General features: G+C 61.2%; 12 protein-coding genes. 9 read left to right on the top strand and 3 right to left on the bottom strand.

What is annotated here, in order from left to right; all coding sequences use genetic code 11:
* Positions 1-180: 180 nt before the first annotated feature.
* The 3 genes from WCJ41_RS17860 to mutM form a co-directional block, all read right to left on the bottom strand.
* On the bottom strand, positions 181-312 hold the full coding sequence (locus tag WCJ41_RS17860; RefSeq protein WP_336907192.1) for a hypothetical protein: 132 nt from the start codon (positions 310-312) through the stop codon (positions 181-183).
* A 221-nt stretch (positions 313-533) separates the two neighbouring features.
* Entirely contained in the window at positions 534-1307 is a 774-nt protein-coding gene (locus tag WCJ41_RS17855) for an enoyl-CoA hydratase (RefSeq protein ID WP_336907191.1), read from the bottom strand.
* Between the two features lie 10 nt (positions 1308-1317).
* Positions 1318-2202, bottom strand: coding sequence for a bifunctional DNA-formamidopyrimidine glycosylase/DNA-(apurinic or apyrimidinic site) lyase (gene mutM, locus WCJ41_RS17850; RefSeq protein ID WP_336907190.1), 885 nt, complete (start codon positions 2200-2202; stop codon positions 1318-1320).
* A 110-nt stretch (positions 2203-2312) separates the two neighbouring features.
* Here mutM and trpS point away from each other — a divergent pair, with 110 nt between their 5' ends.
* The 9 genes from trpS to WCJ41_RS17805 form a co-directional block, all read left to right on the top strand.
* Positions 2313-3353 carry a tryptophan--tRNA ligase gene (trpS, locus tag WCJ41_RS17845; RefSeq protein WP_336907189.1) on the top strand — a complete coding sequence of 347 codons (1041 nt, stop codon included), beginning with the start codon at positions 2313-2315 and terminating at the stop codon, positions 3351-3353.
* 76 nt (positions 3354-3429) lie between these two features.
* On the top strand, positions 3430-3990 hold the full coding sequence (locus WCJ41_RS17840; protein ID WP_336907188.1) for a NifU family protein: 561 nt from the start codon (positions 3430-3432) through the stop codon (positions 3988-3990).
* Positions 3991-4024: 34 nt separating this feature from the next.
* Positions 4025-5134: a tRNA (adenosine(37)-N6)-threonylcarbamoyltransferase complex dimerization subunit type 1 TsaB gene (gene tsaB, locus WCJ41_RS17835; RefSeq protein ID WP_336907187.1), complete on the top strand. Its 1110-nt coding sequence runs from the start codon at positions 4025-4027 to the stop codon at positions 5132-5134.
* Positions 5131-5907 (top strand): lysophospholipid acyltransferase family protein, encoded by a 777-nt coding sequence (locus WCJ41_RS17830; RefSeq protein WP_336907186.1) that lies wholly within the window; start codon positions 5131-5133, stop codon positions 5905-5907. The genes tsaB and WCJ41_RS17830 overlap by 4 nt, the downstream gene beginning before the upstream one ends.
* 11 nt (positions 5908-5918) lie before the next feature.
* On the top strand, positions 5919-7271 hold the full coding sequence (gene miaB / locus WCJ41_RS17825; protein ID WP_336907185.1) for a tRNA (N6-isopentenyl adenosine(37)-C2)-methylthiotransferase MiaB: 1353 nt from the start codon (positions 5919-5921) through the stop codon (positions 7269-7271).
* 45 nt (positions 7272-7316) lie between these two features.
* The gene (locus WCJ41_RS17820) at positions 7317-8297 is read left to right on the top strand and encodes a PhoH family protein (protein WP_336907193.1); all 981 of its coding nucleotides are present in this window, start codon (positions 7317-7319) and stop codon (positions 8295-8297) included.
* Positions 8294-8761, top strand: coding sequence for an rRNA maturation RNase YbeY (gene ybeY, locus WCJ41_RS17815; RefSeq protein WP_336907184.1), 468 nt, complete (start codon positions 8294-8296; stop codon positions 8759-8761). Before WCJ41_RS17820 ends, ybeY begins: the two co-directional genes overlap by 4 nt.
* 178 nt (positions 8762-8939) lie before the next feature.
* Complete coding sequence (locus WCJ41_RS17810) at positions 8940-9776, top strand: hemolysin family protein (protein ID WP_336907183.1); 837 nt, start codon at positions 8940-8942, stop codon at positions 9774-9776.
* A 58-nt stretch (positions 9777-9834) separates the two neighbouring features.
* Positions 9835-10198: magnesium chelatase domain-containing protein (locus WCJ41_RS17805; RefSeq protein WP_336907182.1), on the top strand; the 364-nt coding region annotated here is incomplete at its 3' end.

The following is a 10198-nucleotide window of genomic DNA, read 5'->3' as shown; positions in this document are numbered from 1 at the left end:
CCTCGGCAGTAGCGGCGGAAGAGGGATATCCAATGGGGCGTAGACGGCGCTTACGATTATGTTAGAAGGCTGAGGAAGGAAGCCTGTTGTTCCAAAGCTCATGATGACCGCGCCGAAGCGGCAGCAGATGGCATAATCCAGGGTGACGTCGGCCTTCTTGTCGGTGCTGTAGGTCTTGACCTATGCATCGGGGATGAGAAGGGCCGCAGGGTTGGAGATTTCGTTCAGGCAGGCCTGGAAGGCCGCACCATCGGTGGCGAGGCGCTGCGCCACACCAGGCTTGAGACCAAGGCCAAAGCGCATGAGCGCCACGCGGGCCTGGCCGCCCGGTGAAAGATTGACAATCGGCTTGAAACTCTTGCGCGGTATAAAGACCCCCCGGATTATACAACTTCTGATTTTTCCGGGTAGCAGATTATGACTCAATACACAATTTAAAGGTATTTATTTCGCCAATAAGATGTTTCTCTCCGAACCTCGCAATTTCACGAGTTTCGGAGAGAAACCGATTAAATTACCTCACGTAAATAGCGTCAGCGGTTCCGAAAGTCGGGCTTCCGCTTCGCGATGAAGGCCTTCATGCCTTCCTTCTGGTCCTCGGTGGCGAACATCGAGAGGAAGAGGCGCCGCTCGAAGCGGGCACCCTCTGCCAGGGATGTTTCCTGGGCCCGGTTCACGGTTTCCTTGGCCATCATGACGATTGGCTGCGAATAGCTGGCGATCTTGGCCGCGGCCGCCAGCGCCTCGTCCAGCAGTTTCTCCGGCGCCACGACGCGGGCGACAAGGCCGCTGCGTTCCGCCTCGGCGGCGTCCATCATGCGGCCAGTGAGGATCAGGTCCATCGCCTTGGCCTTGCCGATGAAGCGCGGCAGGCGCTGCGTGCCGCCTGCGCCCGGCATGATGCCCAGCGTGATTTCAGGCAAGGCGAAGCGCGCCGTTTCGGAAGCGATGATGATGTCGCACATCATCGCGAGTTCGAGGCCGCCACCGAGGCAGAAGCCCGAGACCGCCGCAATCACCGGCTTGCGGGTTTCCGAAATGCGCGTCCAGCCGTCCAGAAACTTGCCGAGATAGGACGCGACGTAGGTTTTCTCCGCCATCTCCTTCACATCGGCTCCTGCCGCGAAGGCCTTTTCGCTGCCGGTGATGATGGTGCAGCCAACATCCGGATTCGACTCGAAACCGGCCAGCGCATCATTCATCTCCGTGATCAGAGCCTCATTCAGCGCGTTGAGCGCCTGCGGGCGGTTGAGCGTGACGAGGCCCACCTTGCCATGGGTTTCGACGATGATGTTCTGGTAGGCCATGGGTTCAGTCCTATTTCTGGCAGTGCCGACAGTAGAATGTCGATCGGCCCGATTGCACAAGCCTTTCAATGGATGCTCCACAACTTATGCAGGGCTCACCCTCGCGATCATAGACGAGAAAGCGCTGCTGGAAGGCCCCGGATGCCCCATCGGTATGGGCAAAATCCTGCAGGGTGGAGCCCCCTGCCCCGATGGCCTCGCCCAGCACCTCGCGGATGTGGCGCACCAGTTCGCCAAGGCGCGGATCGAAGCCCCTTTTGCGCACCAGCGTCCGCGCCTTGCGGCGCGGCGACAGTCCGGCACGGAACAGCGCCTCGCAGACATAGATGTTGCCGAGGCCAGCGATGATGTGCTGGTCGAGCAGTGCCGCCTTGAGCGGTGCCGCCTTGTCGCGAAAGTGCTCGGCCAGATAGTCGGCGCTGAAGGCATTGCCGAGCGGTTCCACCCCGATTTCGCGCAAAAGCTTGTGAGAGCCGGTCTCGGCCTCAGGAAACAGGTCCATGATGCCAAAGCGGCGGGGGTCGGTGTAGACCACGCGCGTGCCATTCCCGAGCGACAGGACCACGTGGTCATGCGGCCCCTGCCCTGACTCTCCGGCTGCCGCTTCGAAATAGAATTCGCCGAGGTTGCGCGCGCCCTGGCTCGAAAACACTGTGAAACGACCAGTCATGCCAAGGTGGACGAGCAGTACCTCACCGGAGTCGAGCCTCGCCAGAATGTATTTCGCCCGCCGCCACAGCCCGGTGATGCGATGGCCAGACAGCCTTTCGGAAAACCGCTCCGGAAAGGGAAAGCGAAGACCGGCACGCCTCAGGGTTACCTCCGCAATGCGCTGGCCCTCGAGGACGGGCTTCAACCCCTGCATGACGGTTTCAACTTCAGGAAGCTCTGGCATGGGCTTGTTTAGACCGTGTCACGGCGGTGAAGGCAAGCCATGCGCGAGGCTCTTTTCAGGGCCCTCGATTGCGGGCATAAGCGGCCCGCTTCCGTTCAAGAGGGTTCCTGATGTCCAAGTTCGTCCCGCGCGTCTTTTCCGGCATGCAGCCCACTGGCAACCTGCATCTCGGCAACTACCTAGGCGCCATGTTGAACTGGATCCACATGCAGGACACGCATGAGTGCATCTATTGCGTGGTCGACATGCATGCCATCACGGTGTGGCAGGACCCCAAGGAGCTGCGGCGCGCCATCGTCGACGTGACGGCGGCCTATCTCGCCTGCGGCCTCTACCCCAGGAAGAGCATCATCTTCAACCAAAGCCAAGTTGCCGAGCACGCGGAACTCGCCTGGATCCTGGGCTGCACCGGCCGCATCGGCTGGTTGAACCGCATGACCCAGTTCAAGGAAAAGGCGGGCAAGGACAAGGAAGCGGCATCCGTCGGCCTCTACACCTATCCAGTGCTGATGGCGGCGGACATCCTCGGCTATCATGCCACCCACGTGCCAGTGGGCGAGGACCAGAAGCAGCACCTCGAACTGGCGCGCGACATCGCCAACAAGTTCAACCTCGATTACCAGGACGCCATTGTGGCAGCAGGCTTTGAGGACGGCGTGTTCTTCGTGCCGCCAGAGCCCTATATCACCGGCCCGGCAACGCGCGTGATGAGCCTGCGCGATGGCACCAAGAAGATGTCAAAGTCGGACCCTTCCGACCTCTCCCGCCTCAACCTGACGGATGACGCCGACACCATCGCCAAGAAGATCCGCAAGGCCAAGACCGACACCGAGCCGCTACCCTCCGAAAGGGAGGGCCTGAAGGGGCGCCCCGAAGCCGACAATCTGACGGGCATCTATGCCGCGCTGTCGGGCGAGAGCGTGGAGAAGGTTCTGGGGCAATATGGCGGGGGGCAGTTCTCGGGGTTCAAGAACGCGCTCGCCGACCTCGCTGTGGCAAAGCTCGGCCCGGTGGGCGAGGAGACAAAGCGACTGCAGGGCGACCGCGCCTATGTCGAGGGCGTGCTGAGGGACGGATCTGACCGGGCGCGGGCAATTGCCGCGCCGATCATGCGCAAGGCTCGTGAGATTGTCGGCTTTATCGTTTCTTAGGGTGACGAGACCTGCTGGAACAGTTTGAAATGATTCTAAACTCGGGCTATATAAATCCCGAGTAGAGGAATCGGACATGTTCATCCAGACGGAAGCCACTCCCAATCCCGCCACGCTGAAGTTTCTGCCCGGCAAGCCGGTGCTGCCCGGTGGTACGCGCGATTACCGAGATGCCGAAGCCGCAACGGAATCACCGCTTGCCGAGAAGCTCTTCTCGGTAAGCGGCGTCTCGGGCGTGTTCCTCGGCCAGGATTTCATCACCGTCACCCGCTCGGGCGCCGAATGGCAACACATGAAACCCGCCATCCTCGGCCTGATCATGGACCATTATCTGTCTGGCGCGCCGGTGTTGCTGGGCGAGAAGCCGGCATCGGAAGCCCCTGGCGAAGAGTTTTTCGAGGAGGGCGATGTCGAGATCGTCAACACCATCAAGCAGCTGCTCGACACCCGCGTGCGGCCCGCCGTAGCGCAGGATGGTGGCGACATCACCTTCCAGGGTTTCCGCGAAGGCGTGGTGTTTCTCAACATGAAGGGCTCCTGCGCTGGGTGCCCCTCGTCCACCGCGACGCTCAAGCACGGTATCGAGAACCTGCTCCGCCATTTCGTGCCGGAAGTGAGCGAAGTCCGCGCCGTTTGACGGGTAGCCCCGCCTAAGCCTATCACGCCGCCTCATGAAGATCCTTGGCCTCGACACCGCAATGGCAGCCTGCTCTGCAGCAGTCATTGACACCGACGTCGCGCAGCCATTCGCCGCGGCTTTCCTGGCGATGGAGCGAGGCCACGCCGAAGTGCTGCCACCCATGGTGGCAGAGGTCATGAAGACTGCAGGCCTCGATTTCTCGCAGATTGACCGGATTGCCGTGACCACCGGCCCCGGCACCTTCACCGGCGTGCGCATCGGCCTCGCATTCGCGCGCGGGATTGGACTGGCGCGCGGCATTCCGGTCATCGGCATCAACAGCCTTTCAGCGATTGCTGCGAATGAACCTGCGCGGTCTCCGCTGTTGGTGGTCGCCGATGCCCGCAACGACGAAATCTATGCTGCTCGCTTTGATGCAGATCACAAGCTGATCGTTGCACCCCATGTCACAACGACAATCGCTGCCGCGGTGGAGCTTGTGGCCGGCACAGTGGTTCTTGGCTCGGCCGCAGCAGCGGTCGTGGCTGCGAGCGGACGCGATGACCTGACATTGTCTTCCGTATGCCATCTGCCGGTGGCCGCGCAGTTTGCGGCCTTGGTGGCAGACATGGTTCCTGGTGCGATGCCCTCACCACTCTACCTTCGAGCACCCGATGCCAAGCCGCAGCAAACAACACTTCGAAAACTCACTGCGCTGAGCATCGAATATGTTGATGTCTCCGCGTCTCACATCCTGTCCGAGCTTCATATCGAGGCATTCGATGAAGGCTGGAGTCCCCTTGCGTTTGCAGAATTGCTGAAGACGCCCGGAACGGAAGCGTCTGTTGCACTCGAGCGAGGCGAACCTCTCGGCTTCATGCTCACCCGCAGTGCCGTCGACGAGGCTGAGATCGTTTCGATCGGGACGAGGCCTTCGGTGCAGCGAAGAGGTGTTGCCCGACAGTTGCTGGAACGCAATGTCGTCTCACTTGCCGCCAAGGGCGTGCGGTATCTGTTTCTTGAGGTTGCAGCGTCGAATATCGCGGCACAGGGCCTCTATGCTGCGCTCGGCTTCTCCGAGGTGGGACGCCGGAAGGGCTATTACAAGCGCGTCAGCGGGATGGAGGACGCCATCGTCATGCGTCGCGAGCTCGGGTTGTGAGCAGCCTCCGGCCTTGGTGGGCGCTGGTTCTGTTCACTGCGCTCACCCTGCCCCTGATGCCTCTGCAGCAGCTCTTCGTGTGGTTCTGGCCGCGCATGGCGCGTGTGTTTCCGATGCACTACCATCGCCTCGTTTGCCGCATTCTTGGCATAAGGGTCGAGGTGATCGGAAAGGCGCCCGAGCAGGGGCCACTGCTCATTGCCTGCAACCATGTGAGCTGGCTGGACATCGTGGTGCTGAGCGCGGTTGGCCCCGTCTCCTTCGTGGCCAAGAAGGAGGTGAGCCGTTGGCCCTTCTTTGGCACGCTCGCGCGGTTGCAGCGCACGATTTTCGTGGACCGCGAGCGCCGACACGCAACAGGGGGTTCGCGCGATGAAATGCGGGAGCGGCTGACGGCCGGGGACATCATCGTTCTGTTCGCTGAGGGAACATCGGGTGACGGACGGAGTGTGCTGCCCTTCAAGAGCTCCTTTTTTGGTGCAGCTGAGATGCCGGGGGTCCTCGTGCAGCCGGTGTCTCTGGCTTATCGTGGTCACCAAAACCTTCCCATGAACCGCCGGATCTTGCCGCTCTATGCTTGGTATGGCGACATGGACCTTGCTCCCCATTTGCTGGGCGCGCTCCGTGCCGGTCCCATCGAAGTGGCGGTCGTCTGCCATCCGCCGCTTTCGCTGAGCGGGGAGTTGAACCGCAAGGCGCTTGCCCGACATGCACAGGAGCAGGTCCGCCAAGGTCTGGTGCTTGCACTTCACGACCCGGGCAAAATCCGCTAGAGGCCAGAGCCATGGATGACGCTCCGAAGAAGGTCTTCGTCAAGACCTATGGCTGCCAGATGAACGTTTATGACAGCGAGCGCATGCGGGACGTGCTCGGTCCGCTGGGCTATGCCGAGACGGCTGTGCCGGAACAGGCAGACCTGGTCATCCTCAACACCTGCCACATTCGCGAGAAGGCGGCTGAGAAGGTCTATTCCGAGCTGGGCAAGATCCGCAGGATGAAGCGGGAGCGGGCTGAGCAGGGCGCGGAAATGCTGATCGCTGTAGCGGGCTGCGTGGCCCAGGCAGAGGGCGAGGAAATCATCAGGCGGGCACCTGCCGTCGATCTGGTCTTCGGCCCGCAGACATATCACAGGCTGCCTCAGCTTCTTGCCCAGCGGCGCGCCTTGGGGAAGGCGGTCGTGGAGACCGAGTTTCCGGCGGAAGACAAGTTCGAGGGGCTGGAGGCCAAGGCATTGCCGCGCAAAGGGGTTGCGGCCTTCCTGACCGTGCAGGAGGGCTGCGACAAGTTCTGCAGTTTCTGCGTGGTGCCCTATACGCGTGGATCGGAGTTTTCACGGCCCGTGGAACAGGTGATGGCGGAAGCCCGCCGACTGACGGGGCAGGGCGTTAGGGAACTCACGTTGCTCGGCCAGAACGTGAACGCCTATCACGGACTGGATGGCAGGGGCCGCAGCATCCGCCTCGCAGGCCTCGTCGACGAACTGTCACGCATCGAGGGTATCGAGAGATTGCGATATACCACGAGCCATCCGCGCGACATGACGGACGACCTCATCTCTGCCCATGCCGAATACCCGAAGCTGATGCCTTACCTTCATCTGCCAGTTCAATCTGGTAGCGATTCGATACTAAAAGCAATGAATCGCGGGCATACTGCCGAGAACTACTTGCGAGTGATCGAGAAGATTCGGCAGTCGACACCGGATATAGCGATCTCAGGCGACTTCATCGTGGGTTTTCCGGGAGAGACTGATGATGATTTCGACTCGACACTTAAATTGATACGCGATGTTGGCTATGCCAGCGCGTATTCTTTCAAGTACTCACCCCGGCCGGGAACGCCTGCTGCCGAGAGCAGCCGGCAGGTTTCCGAGTCCGAGAAGTCTGCGCGGTTGCAGGAGCTGCAGGCGCTCCTCCATGCCCAGCAGACGGCCTTCAATGCGGCCATGGTCGGCCGCACGGTGCCCGTTCTCCTCGAAAAGCGGGGGCGCGACCCGGGGCAGCTGGTGGGACGCTCTCCCTATCTGCAATCCGTTCACCTTCAGGCAGACGAGGGCCTTATCGGAACGATCGTGGATACCCACATATCAGGTGTTGGAACCAACAGCCTTTCGGGTCATTATACTCAGGCAGTCTAAACACGGAGAATCGATTCCTTGAATCCGCCCGTCACTGCGGCCCAGATCGGCAGCCACACCCCTGGCTCCCGGCAAGAAAATTCAGACATCCTCACCCTGTCTTTCGACGATAACCGATCGTTATCATTGCTGTGTGGCGAGCATGACGAGAATCTCGCCGTGCTCGAGCACCGGCTCAGCGTCGACATCACACCCCGCGGAAATCGGCTTGCCGTGCGCGGCAGTGATTCGGGGCGGAATGCCGCCCGCGATGTTCTGATGGCGCTCTACAATCGCGCCAGACGGGGACTCGACATCACCAAGGGCGAGGTCGAAGGAGCAATCCGCATGCGCGAGGCCCAGGAAACCAATGTGCCGGGCGGTGCCATTCGCACCCGCCGCAAACTGGTGATGCCGCGAACGCTGACGCAAGGCACCTACATCGAAGCGATCCGCAAACATGAATTGGTCTTCGGCATCGGCCCTGCAGGCACAGGCAAGACCTATCTTGCCGTGGCTTGCGCCGCAGAGGCACTGATGAATGGTGAGATCGACCGTATCGTTCTCTCGCGACCCGCCGTTGAGGCAGGTGAGCGCCTTGGCTTCCTGCCGGGCGACATGAAAGAGAAGGTCGATCCTTATCTTCGCCCACTCTACGACGCGCTTTACGACATGATGCCGGCGAGCCTCGTCGCCAAGGGCATTGCCGAGAACCAGATAGAGATCGCACCTCTGGCCTTCATGCGCGGGCGCACCTTGTCGTCCGCCTTCATCATTCTTGACGAAGCTCAGAACACCACACCGCAGCAGATGAAGATGTTTCTCACCCGCCTCGGTGAAGGCAGCCGCATGGTGGTGACCGGTGACCCGACACAGGTTGACCTCCCTTCAGGCGTCTCGTCCGGTCTTGCGGATGCAGTTGAGGTGCTGAAGGGCGTGTCAGGTGTTGCATCCGTCGGATTCAACAATGCAGACATCGTGCGCCACGCACTGGTCGGCCGCATCGTAGCGGCCTACGACAAGAAGGCGCCGAAACCCAGGAAATGACTGTTTCCGTGGAGGTTGAGGATCAGGCCTGGCAGGTTCTGCCTGGCGTTGACGATCTTGCGCGGTGCGCCGTTACTGCCGCTCTGGCTGGCGCCGGCCATGCGGACCTTGATTGCGATATTGCGGTCCTGTTCACCGGTGACGATGGGATTGCCGCCATCAATGCAGAGTGGCGAGGCAAGGACAAGCCGACCAATGTCCTGTCCTTCCCGACGCCGGAGGACATGCCTGTGCCTGCCGGCGAACCGCGGTCGCTTGGCGACATCGTGCTGGCGCATGGCGTGATCGCGGGCGAGGCGGTGGAACAGGGCAAGACATTGCCTGACCACACCACCCACCTTATTGTCCATGGTACATTGCATCTTCTGGGCTACGACCATGAAGACGATGGCGAGGCTGAGGAGATGGAGGCACTCGAAGTGCATATTCTGAAAGGTCTGGGTATTTCCAACCCCTATGAGTGAGACTGACAATACGGGCGGAGCGACGCCGTCCGAAGCAACACGGGAAAGCCTCTGGCAACGCCTGAGAAGCCGCTTTGGCCGCAACAGAGATGTTGGCCTTCGCGAGAGCCTCGAAGGCGCCATAGAGAGCCACGAGGCACAGAACCCGGGCGCGACGGTTGGCGAGGAAGCCAAATCGATGATGCTCAACATCATCGAGTTCTCCGGCTTGCGTGTCGATGACGTGATGGTGCCGCGTGTTGACATCGTGGCCGTGGACGAAACGGACAGCATGCAGGACCTGCTGGCGACGTTCATCGATGCCAATCATTCGCGCATGCCGGTCTACCGCGAGACGCTGGACGGCATTACCGGCATGATCCACGTGAAAGATTTCCTGCGTTGGATGGCCGCGCGCGGGACGCGAAAGCGCCGGACAACGAAATCGGAAAGGCCAGAAAAGATCGACAAATCGCAGCCACCTGGCTTGAGCATTGCAGCCACGGCATTGGCTACGTCTGTGAAGCAGGCGGGCCTCAATCGCGAGGTCCTGTTCGTTCCTCCGTCGATGCCCGCAACCGATTTGCTGGTCCGTATGCAGGCGAGCCGCACCCATCTCGCCATTGTCATTGATGAGTACGGAGGCACCGAAGGCCTCGTCTCAATCGAGGATCTGGTCGAGGTGATCGTGGGCGACATTGCCGACGAGCACGACACCGAAGAGGGTCTCGACATCAAGCCTGTGGAGGACGGTGTGTATCTGGCCGACGGGCGCGTGGACCTTTCGCAACTCGAGGCTCTGCTGGCCATCGACCTGCTGCCAGAGGACGAGGAGGAGGAGGCCGATACGCTCGCCGGCCTCATCTTCAAGATTGCGGGCCGTGTTCCGGCCCGTGGCGAAATCATCCGCCACGAAAGCGGCTTGGAATTCGAGATTCTCGATTCTGACCCGCGGCGTGTAAAGCGGGTGCGGATTAGTGCCAGGAACGCCAACACCTCCGGTTCGGATCCACTGGCGGACAGCTCATCGGGCTGACACGCGAATTTGACGGATTTTACAACCTCCTGTAACGTCAGGTTCAGGAGGAGAGCGGATGACGTCTCGAGCGGCAACGGTGGCGTTCCAGGGCATCGAGGCGGTGCCTGTTGATGTCCAGGCGCAGTTTCTGTCCGGCATGGTGGCCTTCAGCGTGGTGGGACTGGGCGACAAGGCGGTGGCCGAAAGCCGTGAGCGCATCCGCGCAGCTCTGTACGCCATTGGCCTCGCCCTGCCTGGCAAGCGACTGGTCGTCAACCTTTCGCCGGCCGACCTGCCCAAGGAGGGCAGCCACTTTGACCTGCCCATTACCCTAGCTGTTCTGGCCGCGCTCGGCATCATCCCGCAGGATTTCCTGACCCGTTATGTTGCCATGGGCGAACTCGCCCTCGATGGGGCACTGATCGCGGTCTCCGGCGTGC

This window comes from Aestuariivirga sp. (assembly GCF_037139295.1).
Classification (GTDB): domain Bacteria; phylum Pseudomonadota; class Alphaproteobacteria; order Rhizobiales; family Aestuariivirgaceae; genus Aestuariivirga.
This window is presented reverse-complemented; position numbering and strand designations above follow the sequence as displayed.